This window comes from Finegoldia sp. P3-F-LR, from assembly GCF_052932165.1.
On record NZ_JBRFJE010000004.1, the window covers coordinates 1 to 21,459 of the forward strand.

General features: G+C 34.6%; 17 protein-coding genes. 7 read left to right on the forward strand and 10 right to left on the reverse strand.

Annotated features, from left to right (window positions below; genetic code table 11):
• The 4 genes from ACU68U_RS02520 to ACU68U_RS02535 all read right to left on the reverse strand — a co-directional run.
• The coding region (locus ACU68U_RS02520) for a GTP-binding protein (RefSeq protein ID WP_446762672.1) at window positions 1–679 on the reverse strand (679 nt) is incomplete at its 3' end.
• 136 nt (window positions 680–815) lie between these two features.
• Window positions 816–3,809, reverse strand: coding sequence for a type I restriction endonuclease subunit R (locus ACU68U_RS02525; protein WP_446762673.1), 2,994 nt, complete (start codon window positions 3,807–3,809; stop codon window positions 816–818).
• A complete protein-coding gene (locus ACU68U_RS02530) occupies window positions 3,793–5,166 on the reverse strand; it encodes a restriction endonuclease subunit S (RefSeq protein ID WP_446762674.1) in 1,374 nt (457 codons plus the stop codon). Before ACU68U_RS02530 ends, ACU68U_RS02525 begins: the two co-directional genes overlap by 17 nt.
• Window positions 5,159–7,276 carry a type I restriction-modification system subunit M gene (locus ACU68U_RS02535; RefSeq protein WP_446762675.1) on the reverse strand — a complete coding sequence of 706 codons (2,118 nt, stop codon included), beginning with the start codon at window positions 7,274–7,276 and terminating at the stop codon, window positions 5,159–5,161. The genes ACU68U_RS02530 and ACU68U_RS02535 overlap by 8 nt, the downstream gene beginning before the upstream one ends.
• A gap of 222 nt (window positions 7,277–7,498) precedes the next feature.
• Here ACU68U_RS02535 and ACU68U_RS02540 point away from each other — a divergent pair, with 222 nt between their 5' ends.
• Both ACU68U_RS02540 and ACU68U_RS02545 read left to right on the forward strand, forming a co-directional pair.
• A complete protein-coding gene (locus tag ACU68U_RS02540; RefSeq protein WP_446762676.1) occupies window positions 7,499–7,684 on the forward strand; it encodes a DUF2871 family protein in 186 nt (61 codons plus the stop codon).
• Window positions 7,685–7,794: 110 nt separating this feature from the next.
• Window positions 7,795–8,760, forward strand: coding sequence for a 3-hydroxyacyl-CoA dehydrogenase family protein (locus ACU68U_RS02545; protein WP_446762677.1), 966 nt, complete (start codon window positions 7,795–7,797; stop codon window positions 8,758–8,760).
• Between the two features lie 52 nt (window positions 8,761–8,812).
• Here ACU68U_RS02545 and ACU68U_RS02550 read toward each other — a convergent pair whose 3' ends face one another.
• The gene (locus ACU68U_RS02550) at window positions 8,813–9,220 is read right to left on the reverse strand and encodes a hypothetical protein (RefSeq protein ID WP_446762678.1); all 408 of its coding nucleotides are present in this window, start codon (window positions 9,218–9,220) and stop codon (window positions 8,813–8,815) included.
• Window positions 9,221–9,614: 394 nt separating this feature from the next.
• Between ACU68U_RS02550 and ACU68U_RS02555 the strand changes: the two genes are divergently transcribed.
• The gene (locus tag ACU68U_RS02555) at window positions 9,615–10,784 is read left to right on the forward strand and encodes an IS110 family transposase (protein WP_094207811.1); all 1,170 of its coding nucleotides are present in this window, start codon (window positions 9,615–9,617) and stop codon (window positions 10,782–10,784) included.
• Window positions 10,785–11,052: 268 nt separating this feature from the next.
• Here the strand turns inward: ACU68U_RS02555 and ACU68U_RS02560 are convergent, their stop codons facing one another.
• The 4 genes from ACU68U_RS02560 to ACU68U_RS02575 form a co-directional block, all read right to left on the reverse strand.
• Entirely contained in the window at window positions 11,053–11,451 is a 399-nt protein-coding gene (locus ACU68U_RS02560; protein WP_446762679.1) for an HIRAN domain-containing protein, read from the reverse strand.
• A 189-nt stretch (window positions 11,452–11,640) separates the two neighbouring features.
• Entirely contained in the window at window positions 11,641–13,161 is a 1,521-nt protein-coding gene (locus ACU68U_RS02565; RefSeq protein ID WP_446762680.1) for a YifB family Mg chelatase-like AAA ATPase, read from the reverse strand.
• A gap of 16 nt (window positions 13,162–13,177) precedes the next feature.
• Window positions 13,178–13,879: a DUF5714 domain-containing protein gene (locus tag ACU68U_RS02570; protein WP_446762681.1), complete on the reverse strand. Its 702-nt coding sequence runs from the start codon at window positions 13,877–13,879 to the stop codon at window positions 13,178–13,180.
• Between the two features lie 97 nt (window positions 13,880–13,976).
• Window positions 13,977–14,588 carry a glutathione S-transferase family protein gene (locus ACU68U_RS02575; protein ID WP_446762682.1) on the reverse strand — a complete coding sequence of 204 codons (612 nt, stop codon included), beginning with the start codon at window positions 14,586–14,588 and terminating at the stop codon, window positions 13,977–13,979.
• A 220-nt stretch (window positions 14,589–14,808) separates the two neighbouring features.
• On the opposite strand from ACU68U_RS02575, the gene thiS reads away from it, so the two are divergent.
• From thiS to thiH, 4 genes are read left to right on the forward strand one after another with little or no spacing between them, the layout of a single operon-like run.
• Window positions 14,809–15,006 (forward strand): sulfur carrier protein ThiS, encoded by a 198-nt coding sequence (gene thiS / locus ACU68U_RS02580; protein ID WP_002835868.1) that lies wholly within the window; start codon window positions 14,809–14,811, stop codon window positions 15,004–15,006.
• A 1-nt stretch (window position 15,007) separates the two neighbouring features.
• Window positions 15,008–15,604 carry a sulfur carrier protein ThiS adenylyltransferase ThiF gene (gene thiF / locus ACU68U_RS02585; RefSeq protein ID WP_446762683.1) on the forward strand — a complete coding sequence of 199 codons (597 nt, stop codon included), beginning with the start codon at window positions 15,008–15,010 and terminating at the stop codon, window positions 15,602–15,604.
• On the forward strand, window positions 15,594–16,358 hold the full coding sequence (locus tag ACU68U_RS02590; protein ID WP_002835870.1) for a thiazole synthase: 765 nt from the start codon (window positions 15,594–15,596) through the stop codon (window positions 16,356–16,358). The genes thiF and ACU68U_RS02590 overlap by 11 nt, the downstream gene beginning before the upstream one ends.
• A gap of 7 nt (window positions 16,359–16,365) precedes the next feature.
• Complete coding sequence (gene thiH, locus ACU68U_RS02595; protein WP_446762684.1) at window positions 16,366–17,520, forward strand: 2-iminoacetate synthase ThiH; 1,155 nt, start codon at window positions 16,366–16,368, stop codon at window positions 17,518–17,520.
• A gap of 44 nt (window positions 17,521–17,564) precedes the next feature.
• On the opposite strand, the gene ACU68U_RS02600 is transcribed toward thiH, so the two are convergent.
• Window positions 17,565–21,317: a cell wall-binding repeat-containing protein gene (locus tag ACU68U_RS02600; RefSeq protein ID WP_446762685.1), complete on the reverse strand. Its 3,753-nt coding sequence runs from the start codon at window positions 21,315–21,317 to the stop codon at window positions 17,565–17,567.
• Between the last annotated feature and the right edge of the window lie 142 nt (window positions 21,318–21,459).

A 21,459-nucleotide genomic window follows, 5' to 3' on the forward strand; every position in this document is an offset into this window, starting at 1 on the left:
CACGTCCTGTGATTGTGAAGATGTCTTCTACTGGCATTAGGAATGGGTGGTCAACGTCTCTTACTGGAGCTGGGATCCATTCGTCTACTTCTTCCATCAATTTCATGATTTTGTCTCCCCATTCTCCATCTGGATCTTCTAATGCTTTTAATGCTGATCCTACTACGATTGGTGTGTTGTCTCCATCGTATTCGTATTCGTTTAATAATTCACGTACTTCCATTTCAACTAATTCGATTAGTTCTGGGTCATCTACTTGGTCTTCTTTGTTTAAGAATACTGCGATTTTTGGTACGCCTACTTGTCTTGCTAACAAGATGTGTTCTCTTGTTTGTGGCATTGGACCGTCTGCTGCACTTACTACTAGGATTGCTCCGTCCATTTGTGCTGCTCCTGTGATCATGTTTTTAACGTAGTCAGCGTGACCTGGACAGTCTACGTGTGCGTAGTGTCTTTTTTCTGTTTCGTATTCTACGTGAGAAGTGTTGATTGTGATTCCTCTTTCTCTTTCTTCTGGTGCTTTGTCGATGTTAGCGTAGTCTACGAATTCTCCTGAGCCCATTCTCTTGTTTAATACAAGTGTTACGGCTGCTGTTAATGTTGTTTTACCGTGGTCAACGTGACCTATTGTACCAATGTTAACATGTGGTTTTGTTCTTTCAAATTTAGCTTTACTCATTGCTTCCCTCCTGGAAATTTATAGTTATTTTTATTATATCACAAACGTTAACAAATTACATTTCTTCGGGGAAATTGTAGAAATGAAAACCCCACCGGCAAATCATCGGTGAGGCGTAGAAAATTTTATATAATTTTTATCTGGCATCTGCTCTCAAACTATTATATATTTCATTTAAAAACATTCCCATAACTTCCTTTTGCACATCTGCATTCTCCAACAAATACCCGAAAAATCCCTTGTTTTTTTCGTAGCCTTGGACTAGCGCATCTTCTACATTGGAAAAATACGAAAAACCAAAATCAGATTGCGTATTATTTTTTGCAGACATTCTGAGTTCTTCAGATTTCAACATAATATCTCTTACCTGTAAAGCCGCTGCCGTAGCTTGACTAATATCAAAATCAGACCCAGTCTTCGCATTAATATCTTCGATAATCTCAGATAATCTTTCTTTTTTATCTTCCGTCAAACTAATCGAATCTGCTACCGGCAAATTAACAATTGGCTTTGGAGTAATTTTTTCATTCGTATGAATTTCGTTTTTTTGTTGAATGAAGTTTGACGCTCTGACCTTTCCTTTCAAATCAAAACCATCGCCACCATCACCAATACTAATCATACTCAACAAATACGAAATATATATATAATATTTGTGCACTTCTACATCTTCAAAACACGATACTTGAATCAAATATTCGTAAAATCTTTTAAAATTACGCATCTTACTCAAGAAATCACGTTTTTCATCATCTTTAAGTTCGTTGAATCTTCTATTTGAATTTTCCAACGAAAACAACAAAGAACGTTGCTCGTTCATCGTAATATTGCCCGTTCTTTTCTTAAAAATAAGATTATTCACCTTATCAACATCGAGCGGATCAATAATATAATACGCTTCCAAATTTATCAAAATATCGTGAATTTTATTAGCTGAAATATCGCTCGCCAATAAAGTAGTCGTGTAAAAAGGTGCAAATGCATCTTTAATATCCGAATAATCATTGGTAAAATCAAGCACGAACACTTTCTTATCAAACGGTGGACACACCCTGTTAAGTCTGGACAAAGTCTGCACAGCGTTGACACCTCTTAAAGATTTAATCACATACATCGCACTCAATTTCTTTTGGTCAAATCCTGTCTGATATTTGTTAGCTACAATCATAATGTTATAATCATCAGAATCAAAAGCATAAGGAACTTCCTCTTCTCTGATATTATTAATTCCAGTTTCAGTATAAGTTTTCTCCTCATCACCAACATTTACTTTTCCAGAAAAAGCAACCAACGCATTGATTCCTTTGTAGCCTTTTTTATTGACGTATTCCTCAAATGCTTGTGAGTATTTTACCGCAGCTTCTCTCGATGAAGTTACAACCATCGCCTTCGCTTGACCGCCCAACTCACTCATAACATTATTTCTGAAATGCTCAATAATTATCTCAACCTTTTGAGTAATATTAGTATCGTGCAAATCGATAAATCTTGCAATCTGACGTTTTGCCTTCGAAGTTTGAAGCTCTGGATCTTCTTCAATCTCCTTGTTAATCCTGTACATCGTCTTGTAAGTAGTGTAGTTTTGCAAAACATCGAGGATGAATCCTTCCTCTATTGCTTGCTTCATCGAATAATAATGGAACGCTTCGTAATTTCCGTACTTATTCAACCTGCCAAACATCCTAAGCGTAGTAGGCTTAGGCGTTGCAGTAAAAGCAAACATCGAAACATTAGATTGCTTGCCCGACTTTTTAACCTCGTGTTCAATCATATCTGCATCATCCTCAAATTCACAATCATCTGAACCCAAAGACATCGACACAGCCTGCATATTTTTTCCTGAAGTTGACGAATGAGCCTCGTCAATAATCACCGCAAAATTCTTATTCTTCAAATTATTTAATTCATCCACAATATATGGAAACTTTTGAATAGTCGTAGCGACAATTTTCGTATTGCCTTCCAACGCCAATTTCAAATCATGAGACGTACACTTGTCGTCCATTATCCTAATCAAACCATTAGCATGCTCCAAGCTGACCACAGCTTTTTGCAATTGTCTATCAACAACAACCCTGTCAGTAACGATAATAATAGTATCGTAAATCACATTATTATCTTCATCGTGAAGTGACACCAACCTATGAGCAAGCCAAGCAATAGAATTCGTCTTGCCAGATCCTGCGGAGTGTTGCACCAAATAATTGAGCCTTGTCTTGTTGTGATGAACATCTTCCAATATTTTACGAATCAAATCCAATTGGTGAAATCTCGGGAAAATCACAGTTTCTTTGATTCTTGTAATATTCTTGTCCTCGTCAAATTCTGATTTTCTCTCAATAAATATAAACTTTTTGATAAGTTCGATAATAGAATCCTTGGTAAGAATTTCTTCCCACATATACGACACAGAAAGCTTATCCTCGTATTGTGGATTGCCTGCTCCAGTGTACACGCCTTCTCCCTTTCCCTTGTTAAAAGGTAAGAAGAAAGTAGACTGACCGTCTAGCTTCGTAGTCATCATAACTTCCGAAGTATCCATCGCAAACATTACAAAACATCCAGCCTTCCACAAGAAAAGCCTTGATTTTGGATCACGTTCTGTTCGAAATTGTCTGATAGCATTGTGATACGTCTGACCTGAAAACTCGCTTTTCAATTCAATAGCAATAATCGCCAACCCATTCAAAAATATAACCAAGTCGACTCTCTCATCAGCCGTTGCATACACCTCTTGCATTACAGAAAAAATATTATTCTCATATTTTTCATTCAAATCACGATTAAAATCAGTCGCAGGCTTAGTGTACATCAACTCGATTTTCCTATTAGAAATCTCAACCCCGTTTTTCAACACATCAATCAACGAACTACCCTTTTTAGTAATCTCCGAATTAATATGATTGACAAGAGTCTCCCTCAATTCAGACTTGTATATATTCTCCAAATCCTGCATTACATCTTTTTGTGTATTATACAAAAACTCGAAAAGAAGGTCAGTATCCATGGCATATGTCCTGTCGAAATCTTTGTTTGTTCTCTCGATAAATTTGTTTTCATTTACTAAATGTTCAACAAACTCTTGTTGAAATTCATATCTTTCATTAAAAATATTAGGTTTCTTCGCCATCTTTTACCTCCTTCTTTCCCGTTACATACTCGTAAATAAGTGATTTCTTATATTCTTCTAGTGTCTCTAGTTGCTTTTTTTTGAGTGATATTGAGTCGTCAATTAGTTTGCATTTTTCATCTAAATAAGCGACAATTGATTTCTGTTCTTTTATTGGTGGTTGCATCATTTTAATATTTCTTAGCTCTGTTTTATTAAACTTAGGTTGTGCCGAGCTTATCGAAAGGTTTTGAAGAAGAATTTTTCCGTACTTGCTGGAGAAACAATAATAATAATATTTATCTACATATTTTGTTTTTATCATTATTGAGTTTGGTGCAAGACTCATTCTTTTATATAGTTTTGGTACTATATAAACATCACCTATTGATGCTCCAATATTCGGCAAAACTATTTCTCCACCAATTAAATTGGAATTTCTTAGAAATTCATATGAGTTTTTATTAATATATATTCTATTTACACTTTCTCTTTTGTTAGATAAATCTACTGTTCGTACTAGCATCGCATAGTCTTCATTATTGAGATATGTCACATTTTTTGCTATTGATGCAAAACTACCACTTGCAACGAAATCTGTAATAACATTACAAATTCTTCCAATTTTATTTATTTTCCAATGTTTAGGAATTTCTCCAATCCATTCAATTCCAGAGTCTTTCATCTCAACATTTTTGTCCAAGCCCTTTGTTACAGCCTCTGTAATTAGAGATTTTTTGTAGTCTTCTAAAGTTTGGATTTCTTTTATTATTGCAGACTTTATGATTTCAATTTGATTTCTTTTTCTATCTAAAATATCAACTATTTTAATTTGAGTAGATAAATCAGGTGTTGGTAATCTTAAATCATTCATCATTCCAGTAATATTTAGGTTTTGAATTCCTGTTGTTTGATTGAAATATAAGTTTGAAACACCTATTCCATAAAAAGCAAAAAAGCAAAATTGTGCAAACATTGGGAGAATTTGCTTTTTATCTACACGAAGCCTCTCAATGAAGTTTGCATATAGTGCTTGAAAATCTTCATTCCATATAATTGTTCTTCCTACAGGCGTTTTTTCGCCACCACCAGATTTTTCTATGAGAATATCGCCTTTTTGTAAGGAACATTTTGAAATTTCATTATCGGTATAATTTCTTAAGGTAAATTCTCTGTCTTTCCTTATAGTCATTCTGGGATAATCAAAATCAGCGATTCGAATGCAAATTTTGTTGTTTGTTAAATTATCTTGGCTTTCGTCTTTTCCCCAAACACCCGCTTGCCTGTCTAATGCCAAATGTTTTAATTTAACTATTTCCCAATCCTCAGGTATTTCACCTATCCATTCAATACCAGAGTCTTTCATTTTCCTAGTCATTGATTTCTCCCCCAAAAAGTTCCTTGACTTTTTGATTTACCATGTCTTCTAATTCCAAGAATTCTTGGGCGAGTTCTTCTGATGGGCGTGGAGCTTCGTATTTGTAGAAATATCTAGTGAATGGAATTTCTGCACCTGTTTTTATTTTAGGATTCTTCAAGGTTACATCTTCTTCAAAGAAGGACTTTGCATCTGGAATGTGTGGTAGAACTTCTCTTTTCATGTAGTCGTCTATGTTTTCTCTGACATTTACTATTTCTGTGTCTTTGGTGTCTTTATCGTAGATTACATTTCCTTTTTTATCCGTTTGAATATCCGCTTCCTTGTCCATTTCAGAAAGTCCATCGATAATATTGTTGAACACAGTCTTGTTAAGTGACAATTCTGATAATAAATCATTTACTACCGGTTCAAATTCATCTACTGACATGTATTTCTTGTCTGTTATGTTTTCTTTTAGTATTTCAAATATTTTGTTGTATGTTTTTTCGTTTTCTGTGTATTTTTTAAGGTTATTTTTCTCAGTTTTGGTTAATTTTTCAGATGTTTCTTGTTTTTCTAATATTTGATCATGTTTTGTTTTGTCGTAGAAGCTGTTGAGTTTGCCTGATGTTTCCAAGTTTTCGATTCTCTCGTTATTTATTGCATAAGACCTTTGAAGTGGTTGCATCACTGTGTATTCTCTGTAGATGAATTCTTCATTGTCGTAGATTTTGGATTTGTCATTTTCTACGAAATCAGAGTATAGTTTGGTGATGGTTTTGCGATCTTCTGCTGTGAATTCTTTTCTTTTGTTGCCTAGTGATTTTCTTAATGTGTGATAAATTTCTGTTGCATCTATTAGTTGAATTTTGCCAATTCTCTTTTGTCTTTTGTTCTTGGATAATATCCACACATACGTTGAAATCCCTGTATTGTAGAATAATTCTGTTGGCATGGCTATGATTGCTTCTATCAAATCATTTTCAAGTAACCATCTTCTGATTTGGCTTTCACCAGAGGACACTCCTCCGTTGAACAATGGTGATCCATTGGTGATTATGGCTGCTCGTCCGTGTTCATCGTCCATTTTGTCTATTGCTGATTGCATGAATAAAAGTTGTGCATCCCCACTTGATGGAAGCCCCGCAGGCCATCTGGAGTCATTACCTCTTTTGTGATTTTCCAATACTGCTTGTTCTTGTCCTGCTTTTGCATCCTTGCCGCCCCAGCTCATTCCAAATGGTGGATTTTCAAGCACAAATCTCATTTTGGTATCTTCAAAACAGTCTTCCTTGAATGTATCGGCGTGTTTGAAGTTTCGTGCATCTTGTCCTTTGATTAGCATTTCTGCAAGTCCCACCGCATAAGATTGTCCCATTATTTCTTGTCCAAATAATCTGATGTCTGCTTTTGGATTGAGATTGTGCAAATGGTTGTATGCTGTGGTAAGCATTCCAGAAGTTCCTGCGGCTTGATCTGCTATTGTAATTACTTTTCCTTCATCGTAAATATCGTCGCAGCCTTCTGCTGTGATTACGTATACCATCATTTTGATTATGTCACGACCTGTGTAATACTGACCAGCATCTACGTTTTGGTAAAATCTTCCTATTAAATTTTCAAAAATATATCCCATTTTTATTGAATTGAATGTTTCTTCTGACAAATCAAGTTCGGAAAATTCTTTCACAACTGCAAACAAGCAGTTTTCTTTGTTCATTTTTTTGATATGTGTTTTGATTTCAAGTTGATTCAAAATATCTAATACGTTTGATGAGAATGATTCAATGTATTCAATAAAATTGGATTGAATATTATCTGGATCGTTGCACAACTCTTTGAGTGTGAAACGAGATGTGTTATAAAATGGCTTTCCAGAAATTCTGTACATAGCACGTTCTGGATATGATTTATTGTCATTGTATTTTTCAACAACAGCATCTTTTGTCTTTTCAAGCACACATTCAAACCTTCTTATAACTGTCATTGGAATTATTACATCGCCGTATTTGTCGGGCATGTAAACTCCTCTAAGTTTGTTTGCTATCGACCATATAAAGTTTGCTTCCTGTGTTATATCTATCGAAACATCGTCTGTCATTGCTTCTAACAATATGTTTTCGCTCATTTTAAATCACCTTTTAATACACTTTTTAGTTTTATTTAAATTTTTTAGTTTTTCCGTAAAAAACTAAAGTATTTCAATATTACATTATAACATATTTAGAACCCGTTAAAACCATATAGGAACATATAGGAACATTTCACAGAAAATTTCTCTTGACCAATGACACTGTGTCACATATATTTTAATTGTGACAGAATGTCATTTTATTTGAGGAGTGGTTAAATGACGAAGCAAACTTTTTATAATTTGAATGAAGATAAGAAAAATTTAATTTATAAGGTTTGTGATGGAGCGGATGTAAATGTGCGTGCGGCAATCGATGGAACTTCTGGCATCGGTCACATTATTCTAGGCGTTGGAATTGTGTGGATGTTTGTGAAGGCATATAATTTGAAAATAGCAGAGTAATTATGGGAGTAGCTTATGCGAGCTACTCTTTGTGTGTTTTGTGGACTTTGTTTGGGTATATATGTATTGAAAGTTATTGCAAATATCTTATTTTACAAAAGGAGGATTTTATGGCGAAGAATTTTGAAAAAGCCTGTGTAATTGGCGGTGGCGTGATTGGTTCATCGTTTACGCTACTTTTTGCGATGGGCAAGATGGATGTTATTAGTTACAACAGAAGTTTGGAAAGTGAAGAGAAAACTAAGAAGATTATAGAAAAATACGTGGACGAGTTGATTGAGAAGAAGGTCGTTGCGGAGGATAAGGAAACGATTTTATCAAGAATCAGCTATACTACGAACGAACAAGAAGCGATTGAATTTGCAGATATTGTGGAAGAATGTATTCCTGAAAATTACGATGTTAAGAAGGAATTCGTGAAGGTTTTCGAAAAATACGCAAAGCCTGACGCTGTTTTGTGTTCAGCAACATCGGGACTACTAGTGACTAAAATCGCAGAAGATGCTGAGCGTCCCGAAAGAATTTTCGGAGCGCACCCTTACAACCCACCTCATTTGATTCCACTGATTGAGATTTCACAAGGAGAAAAATCTGACCCAGAAACTGCGAACGCTCTTCGTGAATTATTCACTAGATTGGGCAAAAAACCTATTATCATCAGAAATGAAGTTCCAGGTTTTATAGCAAACAGGCTTCAAGCTGTGGTTATGCGTGAGATGATGGATTTGGTGGATAAAGGTGTCGTTAGCATGGAAGATTGCGAAACTGCGTTGACATTTGGCCCTGCAATTCGCTGGGCAATTATGGGTCCAGGACAAATATTTGAACTAGGCGGCGGTGAACATGGACTTCAAGGTTTACTCGACCATATCGGCCCTTCAATGGAAACTTGGCTAGAAGATGCTGCTACATGGACGAAATTCACAGACGACATCAAGAAGAAAACAGTCGACGGAGTTCACGAAGCAATCAAAAATAGACCAGCGGACATAGGCAACACTCACGAAACTCTTGCAAAATATCGTGACGGTATGCTTGTCGAAATATTAAGACTTCACAAAGATTATAAAATTTAATGATATAATGTGAAAATCTCCCGAATGTTTCGGGAGATTTTTTGGTTGGTTATTAAATTTCTTTTCCATATATTTGATTGAGGCTTTTTCCATCGAAAATCTTATCCATAAAAGCTTCCATAATTGTATCGTATTCAACTTCTTCTCCAAGGTATCCCAGAATTACTCCTTCACAGACACTTACGATGGCATCTTTTCCATTGTAAATAAATTCAAAACCCGCTCTGAATTTTGCCCAATCGTCGACTGTAAATCGGGAGTTGCCGCTTGATATATCATTCACATCTTCTACGAGATATTCTGTAAAATACTCGTCATTCGAAATGATAAGATTGGTGCGATTTGGATGTAGCTTTGACATCATACAAAGATTATACGCCATTTCAATTCTTGCAACTTTGCTAGATTCAATTCTAATCGAATCATCATTAGACAGATTGTTTATAGCATTTTTCCACAAAAGAGCCTGTTCTCCAAAAATATTGAAATATTTATATCCATTTTGTAATAAGTTTTTTGCTAATTTGTCGATTATTGATTTGTCTGTAAAATGATGAACTATTAAAAAGCAATTGTCTCCTTATATAATGTATTTAGGTTGTTAAAGGTAACCTATAATCCTTTTTCAACTAAGTATTATTCAGTTTTACTGTATAATATTGTTATTAGATAGAGTGTACTCGTTGTCTCCTTGAGATTTAATCTCGTACTTGAAAGAGTGAGTCCTCTAATCTTTTAACTGTTTACGTATAAGTTAGATGTTGACTGATTCTCAGTACTTCGTATCTCCCATAAGGCAGTAACGTTATTAGATTTAGAAGGTTCTATCTAAAATTTTTATTTTGAGGTATCAAATGTTTTATTTAGGTATTGATATTGGTAAAAATACTCATGTAGCTTCATTAATTGATGATAAGAAAAAAGTGGTTTTTAAGGCTTTTTCCTTCTCTAACTCTGTTAAGGGTGCCGAAAGCTTAATTTCTAAGCTGAGCAATTTCAAAAATGAACTCGAAGTTGGCATGGAGGCTACTGGTCATTATTGGCTTTCTATTTACTCATATCTTGTCAAAAACAACTTTACTGTTCGTGTTATTAATCCTATTCAAACTGATGGTTGGCGACAAGGTATAGAAATTAGAAAAAGAAAAACTGATATTATCGATTCTCTTTTAATTGCAGATCTTCTACGCTATGGTGACTTTGTTGAATCTTCTCTTTTGAGCGAAGATTTTATGTCTCTAAGAAATCTTTCTAGGTTTAGATCTTACTTGATTTCTTCTATTGGAGATCTTAAAAGAAAAACTATTGCTCTTTTAGATCAAGTTTTTCCTGAATATGCTTCTTCTTTTAGCGATATTTTCGGTAAAACTTCTAAACAAATTCTTGAAACTTTTTCGTCTCCATCTGATTTTGAAAATATTTCTTCTGATGATTTGAGTGCTTTTCTTGAGTCTGTTTCTAGGAAAAATTATGCTTCTAGGAAGATTGATGAGCTTTCTAGAAAAGCTTCTACTTCTTTTGGCATTAATTTTTCTCTTGACTCTTTTTCTCTTCAGATTAAGATGCTTATTCAACAAATTTCTTTTATTCAAAATCAGGTTTCTGATATTGATAAAGAGATTGAGGAGTTATTAAAAAAAATTAATTCACCTATTACTACAATTCCTGGAATTGGTCCAGTTAATGGTGCTACTATTCTTGGTGAGATTGGTGATATTAGTAGATTTTCCAATCCTTCTAAGCTAGTTGCTTATTCTGGTATTGATGCTAGTGTATCGCAATCTGGTGATTATGAGTCTATTCATAATCATATGAGTAAAAGAGGTTCTCCTTACCTTAGACGTGCTTTATTTCAAGCTGCTTTAATTGCAGAATTTAATGACTCTGTTTTTTCTGCTTATTATCAGAAGAAAATTAGTGAAGGTAAACATCATCTAGTTGCTACTAATGCTGTTGCTAGAAAGCTTTGTCATACTATTTTTGCTGTTTTAACTAAAAATGAACCTTACCAAATACAAAGTTAGTTTTTGTCTTATTGCAAATTAATTTTTGAAAAATCACAATTTTAAAGTTAAAAACCATGCTAACCCTATTTTTAAATTCATAAATTTTAGGATCTTTTTTCATGCTTATTTTTATTCAGTTTTTATCAATATTAATTTTTATATTTTTATCATTTCACCTATTGACTTTTAATAGTTAGTCTTTTGTCGGTGAAATATCCATATCATAACTGTCAAAAACGTGAATATTTCCTTGAATTATTTCGTTATTATAGTACATAATTTACTCCTAAATTTCGTGAAGAAATATTTTAACATTCATCATCATCCATCTTCCCCTTAATTTTTTGGCAGATAATTCTCCATAAATCATTTTGCCCGCATCCATGAGTCTCGCAATAACAATGTTGTTTTGTCGCGGAATATATCCAAGCTTTATTTTATTAACTGTTTCGACTCGAATCGCAAAATGGTCTGATGAATCTTCCAATTCGCGATAAAAAATCATTTTGTCTCCCATTTTCAAGGAAGCTTCTACCTCCTCAACTTTTTCTATTTTTGTTGTATGTGCCAAAGTACATTCACATAAGTAGATATCACCTTGAGATTTTGGGATATTTTCTATTCTGTTGCTTCTAATTAATATGTTTTTAAGAGATTCATCATCTTTTTTTGTCAAATCAGCCATGTTTTTCTCCACTTATGCTAAATTAATTGTTGCTAAAATGTCGTAATGTTACAAAATACTTTTGATACATTGTCAATAAGTCGTGTTTGGGTATCATTTTGGGTATCATTTTTGCCCTTTTGGGTATCACTTTGGGTATCATTTTTGTCTTTCTGGGTATCACTTTGGGTATCATTTCTACACAAACCACTACCCCCAGTATTTCTGATCCACTGTCCTATATCTAATGGCTTCCATCAAATGTTTGGCTTCGATGTTTTCTTTTCCGTCCAAATCAGCGATTGTGCGCGATATTTTGAGGATTTTGTCGAATGATCGGGCGGAGAATTTATATTTATCGAATGCCAACTGTATGATGGAGTTTAGTTCGTCGTTTAATTTGCAGTATTTTCTAATTTGTCGGGTGTTCATTTGTGCGTTGGTTGTGATGTTTTCTTTTTCGAAGCGTTGTTTTTGGATTTCTCGTGCTGCTTGTACACGTTTTTTGATTTGTTCTGAAGTGTCGCATTTCTCATCTGTTGTGAGTTCGTCCAATTTTACTGGCGAAACTTCGACATGGATGTCAATTCTATCGAGTATCGGACGGCTGACTTTGTTCAGATAGTTTGCAATTTGATTTTGTGAACAAGTGCATTCGTGGTTAGGATCGCCGAAGTAACCACACGGACAGGGATTCATTCCTGCTACAAATAGGAAATTTGCAGGATATGACAAGGACGCGTTGACTCTTGTTATGGTTATGTTTTTCGTTTCAAGTGGTTGGCGCAACACTTCTATTGTCGATTTGGAAAATTCTGGAAGTTCGTCCAAGAACAATGCTCCATTGTGAGCGAGGCTGATTTCCCCTGGTTTTGGCACACGTCCACCACCTATAAGGCTGACTTGACTTGCGGTGTGGTGAGGCGAACGAAATGGTCTTGTGGTCACGATGTTTTTTTCTCCGAGTAATCCTGCTACGGAGTAAATTTTCGTGGTTTCCATTATTTCATCGAAGCTCATGTCCGGCAAAATCGTGCTGAGTCTCATTGCTGACATTGTTTTGCCGCTTCCTGGTGGCCCAATCATCAACAAATTATGAAATCCCGCCGCAGATATTTCCATCGCTCTTTTGAGAAATTTCTGTCCTTTTATATCCGAAAAATCAACGTCGTATTGTATTTCTTGCTGCATGATGTCAATATCATCCAGAACTTTAGTTTCTTGTTCGCCATTCAAAATCCTGATGATTTCATCTAAGCTTTCCACACAAACCTTCTCTATTCCTTTGACCATACTGCATTCTTGTGCGTTTTGTTTTGGTATGTAAACTCTTTCGTATCCCAAATCTTTCAGTGACAACACCATGCACAACGATCCATTTACTGGATTCAATCTTCCGTCCAATGATAGTTCTCCGATAAACGCCCATTTATCTGAAAAATCTTCCACAACTCCCATTGATTGCAAAATAGCCATCGCAATCGCAAGATCTAGCTGAGATCCTTCTTTTCTCAAATTTGCAGGTGCCAAATTAATCGTGATACGTTTCACAGGAAATCTGATTCCAGTGTTTTCAATCGCTGAGCGCACTCTTTCCTTGGATTCTTTTATAGAAGTGTCGGGAAGACCTACAATGTTAAACGAACGCAGACCGTTCGCAAGGTCGCATTCGCATTCCACGACATACCCGTTCAATCCTTCCAAACAACACGTGTTTACTTTCGAATACATAATTTCTCCTTGTTACCTAATTATTAATGTGATTTCTATCGAAAAATGGACAACGCAATCCTATACATTGGTTGTTATGCTTGGACCATTTACACACAATGTCACTAGATTCCATCTCAACTCCCAAGTTTTCATTGGCAAATTGTATTGCATCTAGTATTGATATGTAGGAATCTCTCTTGCAACAACGAGGGCCGCCGACTTCTCCTATAGATTTCAACGCTTTGGAAGTCATTTTGTTCGCCATTCCCCAAGTATTCTTCGCAAGTGGAGATGATCCTGTGACAATTGACATAAAAATCCCTGCACTAATTCCAGCACCACAAGCTCCCCAAAAACCACAAGTTCCACCAGGCACTTGTTTGCCACGAGTTCTCATTTCCTTCAAACTTTTGTTCAAATTAATATCTCCGCCAGCATTTTTGAACGCTGTCAAAAGCGCCGCGCCGACCATAATGTGATGTTCTGGGCCGTGCATATGACAAAAAGATTCGTCCATCATTTGATCCATAATTTCGATTGGATTTTTCGATGTAGAATTCTTGCAAATCCCCCAAATCACATCCATTCCATCTGTGTGACATTCGTTACACACGAAGTGACCATCTACACATCTCGTATTGCTGAGTTCTTTTTTGTGACAGATTGCACACTCCATTTCAACCGATTCGTCCAAATATTCTAACGGTTTCCCGCACAACAGGCATTCATCATTCATATTCAAAAACCCCTTATAATTTATTATCTATATTATATCACTATAATATGTTTAAATAAAAAAACGGTGCAGACAAATCTACACCGATACAATATTTTTATTCTTTAGATTTTTTCACGATTTCTTGTACAACTTCGTCCTTTTCGAAAGCTTCCGAAACTCTCTTGATATTTGGATATTCTTTCCAAGATTTTGGAGTCATTTCACTCCAACGAGTAAGAATATAAACGTAAGCATCCAACACTGTTTTCTTGTTTTTGTAAACGTGATCGCCTTCTCCAATCAACCTATCCAAATGAGTCATCATTTTGTCGATAGTTTCAAATGATTTTTGTTTGATTTTATCAATCTCTGCTTCGTCAGTTGATGTTGTCAAGCCAGCTGGTACGAACAACGCTTCAAATGCTGGATGGAAATCTCCAGTCATAAAAGCCATTATTTCATCAAATCGGAACTTATCTTCAGGACTTTCATCTGCTCCCAAATCTTTTTCAGGGTATTTGTTCAAAACGTAGCGAAGAATTGCAGCTAATTCGCTTCTCACAACACCTTCTCCGATATCTAGCGCTGGAACTGCTCCCAACGGATTGATTTTTCTGTATTCATCTGTTCCAAGTTGTACCTTTTCTACTTCGTAATCTGCTTTCGCCCATTCCAAAGCAATCCAACAAGCAACAGCGCATGTGCCTGGTGCGTAATATAATTTCATAACATTCCTCCTTTTGTTTTACTGTAAATTGTATACCCTTTATTCTTTTTTAATAATCAAATTGATATGGCAAATTTGAAAATTTGTGTGACAAATTTCTCGGATAATTTTTTGAAAATTCAAATTAATGTGCTATAATAATCACAGAGTGTTTAACACGAAGGGGTACACCACCGCGGGTGTAGGTTTCCTTCGTGTTATTTTTTTTAGGGGGTGAAATATGATTACTGTAAATTCTGTCAAATATCCATTCGAAGAAAATTCTTCTTTGAGAAAAGTTCTTGAAGATTTGAACTTTAATGTGGAGTTAACGGTTTGCGAAGTGAACAAAAACCTCGTCAAAAAAATCGACTACGATAATTTTATCGTCACTGATAACGACGAAATAGAGGTGTTTTCATTTGTTGGAGGAGGTTAAAATGCAGGATATTTTTAAAAGACAAATCCCCGAACACACAGACATTTTCAGAAAATCCAAAATTCTAATCCTTGGCTGTGGTGGTTTGGGTACCAATTCATGCTTTTTACTTGCAAAATCAGGCATTGGCACCATCAAAATAGTGGACTACGACACAGTTGAATATTCCAATTTGAACAGGCAAATCTACAGACCAACAGATGTCGGCAAGTACAAGGTCGATGCGTTCAAGGAAATTTGTGATGATTTTTTGCCATTTGCAAATATTTCTGTTGAAAATATCAAAATCACAGTAAACAACATCGACGAATTGACCGAAGGCTACGATATCGTGCTGGAAGCGTTCGATGACGAATACGCAAAGTCATTGGTGTTGGAGCATTTTATCGGAACTGACAAAAAACTAATATCGGTGTCTGGAATTGGCGGCGTGAAAAAATTAGATATGAAAATTAAAAAAATGAACAACATTGTAGTTTGTGGCGATTTTGAAACGAAGACCGACATCGGTTTGTACTATCCAAACGTGATGATGGCGGCAAGCACACAAGCTATAATCGCACTTAATTGGTTATTGGAGGAAAATAATGGAAGATAAATTAATTTTGGGTGGCAAATCTTTTGACTCAAGATTTATACTCGGATCTGGAAAATACGACCCTAACCTTATCAAAGCTTGCGTGGAATCTGCAGGCTGCGAGATGATTACTGTGGCACTTAGACGTGCAAATACAGACGATACGAAAAATATTTTGAACTTTATCCCAGAAAATGTGACGATAATTCCGAACACATCTGGAGCGAGAAACGCAGACGAAGCTATTAGAATTGCAAGACTTGCGCGAGAAATGGGCTGCGGCAATTTCGTGAAAATAGAAATAATGCGTGACAGTAAGTACTTACTTCCAGACAACGTTGAAACGTTGAAAGCTACGAAAGTTTTGGCGGACGAAGGATTCGTCGTTATGCCTTATATGTATCCAGATTTGAACTTTGCGAGAGATTTGAAAGAAGCTGGTGCAAGTTGCATCATGCCATTGGGCTCTCCGATTGGATCCAACAAGGGACTTGCAACCAAAGATTTCATCCAAATCATCATCAACGAAATTGATTTGCCAGTGATTGTGGATGCAGGAATCGGCAAACCATCACAAGCGTGTGAAGCTATGGAAATGGGCGCAAGTGCAATCATGGCGAACACTGCCATCGCTACAAGCGGCGACATCAACAAAATGGCAGAAGCTTTCGCACTAGCAATCAAAGCAGGAAGACTAGCTCACATCGCAAAACCAGGCAGAGTTTTGGAAACAGGTGCTGACCCTTCATCTCCACTCAGAGATTTCTTCAAGTAGGCGACAAATGGAAGAATTCAAATATTTTAGCAATATGCAAGACATTCATTCGGACATTTACGATAAATTATCTGAAAAATTAAATGAAGTAAAATCTGTAAATGTAACGGCTGATGATGTTAGAAGAACTTTGGGGAAAATAAAAAACAACGAAGCGTTGGATCATTTTGATTATTACAATATGTTGAGTGATGCTGCAATTGATTTTATAGAAGAATTGGGAGAAATCTCACAAAAACTCAGACTACAATATTTTGGAAACAACGTGTACTTGTTCAGCCCACTTTACATCGCAAATTATTGCGAAAACAGTTGCAAATACTGTGGATTTAGAGCGAAATCAGATATCGTCCGTGCGAAACTTACCATGGATGAAATAGAATCGGAAATGAAACAAATGAGACGAGAAAAAATCGAAGACGTTTTGATTCTAACAGGTGAATCGCAAAAATACTCCTCGGTGGATTATATATGTGATGCCGTCAAATTGGCTAAGAAATATTTCCGTGTAGTTGGCGTTGAAGTGTATCCTACAAATGTTGAAGATTACAATAAACTTCACGAAGCAGGGTGTGATTTCGTTACAGCTTTCCAAGAAACATACAACCCCACAAACTACAAATTCTATCACCCAACAGGACACAAATCTTGTTTTCCATATAGATTAGACACACAAGAACGTGCAATCATGGGAGGAATTCGAGGCGTAGGATTCGGCGCATTGTTCGGACTTTCCGATGGAATTGAAGACTGTTTTTGTTTGGGAATGCACGCAAATTTACTGCAAAAAAAATATCCACACGCAGAAATCAGCATATCATTTCCACGAATCAGGCCGACGAAAAACGAAGAAGATTTGAACATAAAAGAAGTTCCCGAAACAAAATTAATGCAATTTATAATCGCAACCAGAATCTTCTTGCCATTCGCGCAAATCACAATCTCAACTAGAGAATCCAACCAATTTCGTAACTTGTCACTCTTAATGGGAGCTACCAAAATCTCCGCAAGCGTCGACACAGGAATCGGAAGACGTAATGATGAAAAAGATAAAGGCGATGAACAATTTTTGATCAACGACACACGAACAGTCGACCAAGTAGAACGCGACTTGGCAAAGTACAATTTGTATCCTGTGTATAGCGACTACATTGATGTGTAGAATTTAAAACCAGCGTTTTTTAAAATAACGCTGGTTTTTTTGATTTATTTATTAAGTTGTTCTTCAACCTGTTTTGATACTGATTTTTCTCCACCTATTATAGTTATCATTGATTCATTTTTTGTCAGATATTCTTTAATTTCTGATGATAGTTCGTCTTTTGCACTTAATACTAATACCGCATTTTCTTTATCTGCGTATGGAGCTGACACTAAACTATCTGCAAAGTTTTCTCCACTTGCTATTATAAATTTATCTGATTTGTTCATCAATTTTGCAATTTTAAAACTTGTTTCGTAGCGATTATCTCCCGCAATTCTTTCAACTTTTGATTTAGTAATAGTTTTTATATCATTAAAAGTTTTATTTGAGATTGATTTTTCTCCTCCAGCTACGTTTATTTTTTCCAATTTTAATTTACTTAATAGTTTTATAACTTCAGAATCAATCGTATCTTTTGCTACAAGTAATATTGGTGTATTATCTCGGTTAGATAAATTGGTTATTGCCAATGCATCTGCAAAGTGTTCTCCACTTGCTATTTGCAATTTATTAGAATTTGACTTATGGATAACTTTTTCTGCAATTTTTAAGCTTGTTTTATATCTGTCTTTACCAGCTATTCTAGTTACAGAATATTTATTATTCTTTAACTTGTCTAATACTTCTACTTTAATAGAATTTTCTCCGCCTATTATAATAACATTCTTAGCCTTTAACCTTTTAATTTCATTTAATGTATCTTTTGAAATTTCATCTTTGGATGTGTATAATATAGCTGCTCTTTCATTTTTGGCTAAAGGAGATGCTGAAATTGTATCAGAAAAAGTTTCTCTATTAGCTATAATAACTGTATCTGTACCATTAGGGTAAGTTTCTTTTGATACTTCAATAGCTGTTAGTTCTCTATTTTCCCCAGATATTCTGTTGATATTTTTAGTTGTTTTTGAACTATTACTTTGGCTGACATTTGGATTTTCGAAATTTTTAGAGTTTTCTTTTAATTTCCATTTTCTTAGTTTTATATTATTTTTGTTATCGGCTTTAACAAAATCAAGAGCTTTTCTATAGTTTGCGGTTGATAAATTCTCGTTTAATTTTTTTAAATAATCTGAATCATTCAACTCGTCGATAGCCCTTGAATTTTCAACTATAGAGTTCTTCACTACAACTCCAAATCCATTTTTTGTTTTTTTAGATTTTCCTGTTATTTTTACTAAGGAATTCTTGCTGTAAAAATTATCGAAATTTTTTCCTGTTCCTGTAGACCTTCCTGCTAGTTCCCCAACATCAGTTGTAGGAGAAGTTGAATTTAGGTTTACACTAGAGTAATTGTTAAAAATAACGCCTGATTGGTATCCGCACAACCCACCTATAGATACTTTATTTAATAAACTATCTGCTGTTATATTGCCTTTTGAATAACTGTTAAATAGCGCTCCAAATGCATTAATTCCAACAAGTCCCCCAGCATAAATATCTTTCGATTCTCCTTTTGCATCAATTTGAATTTCTGCAGATGAGTTTATTATACTAGACTTCAATGATTGCCCTGCAATTGCTCCTATATATTGTTGCGTTCTCATAGATTTTGAATGTATTTTTCCGTTAACATTTACATTATCAATAAAAGCGCCATTTTGTATTCCACCTGCAACAGCTCCTACAAATACTCTATCTTCAGATAAAATTGTATTATATATTTCAAAATCTTTAATGTTTAAATTATAAACCTTTCCTCCATCTATTACTGCAAAAAGAGCCGCAAATCTGTATTGGCGAGGTGTTTTTTCTGAACCAATCTTCATATTTGAAATAGTATGATTGTTCCCGTTAAAATCCCCTTTAAATGGGTGTTTACCTTGAGATCCTACCACTATCCATTCTTTTGTAAGTTTAATATCTCTATTTAATTTTACGTATTTATCAGCATAGTTTTCCTCTTCATTAACTGACCTAGCAAAATCTAGAAATTGATTTTCATTATCTATTATAAATGGATCATCTTTAGTTCCTTTACCTTTTTCAAATATATTATAATTTAGCTTTGAATAGTCTGTTATATCATTTATCTTTGATTTTTCTACCGCTTTTAATAAAGCCTCTTTTAATTTATTGTTTTTGATATCAGATATTTTTTCTTTTTTATTAATTATTTTATCAATTTCTTCTTTTGTAACTCTTCCTTCAAGAGTCTTAATGTCTATGATATCACCTTTTTTATCGAATTTAACTTTTACAACTAATGATTTATCTTTACTTCTTCCGTAAAAATCACCTTCATTTATTCCTTCTTTAGAATTCATTTGAAGTTGTTTTATAAGCTTTTCTGTATTTATATCATAAACCACCAATGTCTTTTTGTCAGAAAAAACAGGAAAATCTGATGAGTTTGTCCATTCGAAAATATTTTCAGCTAGATTTTCATCTTTTTTCCAGTAATCTTTTGAACGGCTTCCTTTTTTTAAATTGATTCTAGATTTCTTAAGATTAGAATTTAGTATATTAGCAAGACTACTCGACATTTCTGACTTTGTCATTCCCTTTAAATCCATACTAACACTACCTTCATATGCCATTCCTTCGTCGCTTACACCACTACCTTTAACCATCCATCCAATAGGAACAGAAGGTTTTATAATGTTTTTATTCTTAGTAGCATTATCAGTAATTAGGACAGAATCCTTATCATAATAGCTTTGGAAAGTTAATCCAATTCCAGTTACCCATCCTGTTATCGCTCCGATAAAACCAGTGTAACAATCGCTAATAATATCATTTGTAGAATAGCAGTTTGAAATAGTTCCTGCATTTACACCACAAATTCCACCTAAAGCAGTGCTTCCTTCTTTTGTAACTCTATTTGCATTTGCTGATATTTTACCTTTAGAATAGCAATTAAAAACAAGACCCCTGTTAGAAAGAGCCATGATTCCTCCACCTTCAGCAAGCCCTCCATCAGATTCTACTCTTATATCAATATCGCTTTTTGAATTTACTATTTTTTGTCTAATTCCATTTGAAATAACTCCCCCTACAAAAATATTTGTCTTTGGATGAGTAGTTTTTCCAATTAATTTACCAGTAACTTCTATGTTATTAATAGTTGAACCATTAGCATATCCTGCTAATGCGCCAACATAAAGCGCACTATCTGATATTAAATTAAAATCAACATCTATTTTTAAATTTTCTATGTAGCTATTAGCTCCTAGCACTCCAAATAATCCATAAAAAACAATTTTTTTATCTTTTTCTGATGGATCTTTGTGCAAATTATCTTTGCTTCCAATTTTTAATCCATTTATTTTATGATTTTTACCATCAAAATGACCATTAAAAGCGTATTCTCCCAATCCTACAGGAACCCAATCATTATTTAATTCAATGTCACTTGAAAGCTCAACATACTTATCTTTGTAATCTTGTGTTTTTGATAAACTATAGGCAAATTTAATAAGCTGATCTTTATCACTAATTTTATAAGGATCTTCTTTAGTTCCTTTTTGTCCTTTAAATAATTCATCTACAGTTATTGTTTTTTCATTAACTTTTTCTGTATGATTGTCTTCATGTGTAGATGGATTTTCATTGCCATCCTGCGACTTGTCTTCCTTATTAGTAGAGTTTGAAACAGCATCTGGTTTATTTTTAGTTGTTTTCTCATTCAAATTCTGCTCAAACTTGCTCTTACTAAAGTCATTTTCGTTATTTGCTAAACTTCCAACAGGAATCATACTTGTCGTCATAATTCCTGTAAGAAATAGCGCCATTATTTTTTTCTTATCTAATTGCATAATATCTCCCTCCGAGTAAAAATAATAATCATTATCTGTGATAACGATTATTATTTTACAGTTAAATTTTTTTCTTGTCAATAACATTTAATGAGAAATCTTTATATCATAAGTTAATTGACAAACTTTGCCATTAGCCATA